The 400-nt window shown below is 37.8% G+C and carries 1 pseudogene; it reads right to left on the reverse strand.

Going from position 1 to position 400, the window contains the following annotated elements:
• Positions 1–136: 136 nt before the first annotated feature.
• A pseudogene (locus tag DC53_RS21865) lies at positions 137–400 on the reverse strand (transposase); the annotation flags it as partial.

Below are 400 nucleotides of genomic sequence, written 5' to 3' on the forward strand. Positions count from 1 at the left end.
CTTTCACTGCTCGGTTACTTGCATTTCATCCGTAAAGAACAAATTAGAACGCTTAAAATTAAATTCGTCGCATGGAAATAGCTGCATGGTGCAGTTGTGATTTATTACTGAATAGTTTTACTGAGTAGCTTACGTTTTATGCCAGTAGCTTTTCGCAGTTACTGATATTCACCCGCCGCTTTCTGTTTAGATTTTCACAATAACTTACTTGTGAGCTTGGCTTGCCAACAGCACCATGAAATACGCGTGTAAATTGCGTAGTCAGTTTTAACCAGTTTTCTGGGGATATATTTAACCTTTCAAGCAAAGGAAGGTTCATATTATCAATATACCCGCGTTTATCCTCTCGTATTATTCGTCCTGTTAATTCAACAAGCTCAAGGTACGATTTAAGCTCAAA

This window comes from Pseudoalteromonas fuliginea (assembly GCF_000690055.1).
In the GTDB taxonomy this organism is placed as follows: Bacteria; Pseudomonadota; Gammaproteobacteria; order Enterobacterales; family Alteromonadaceae; genus Pseudoalteromonas; species Pseudoalteromonas fuliginea.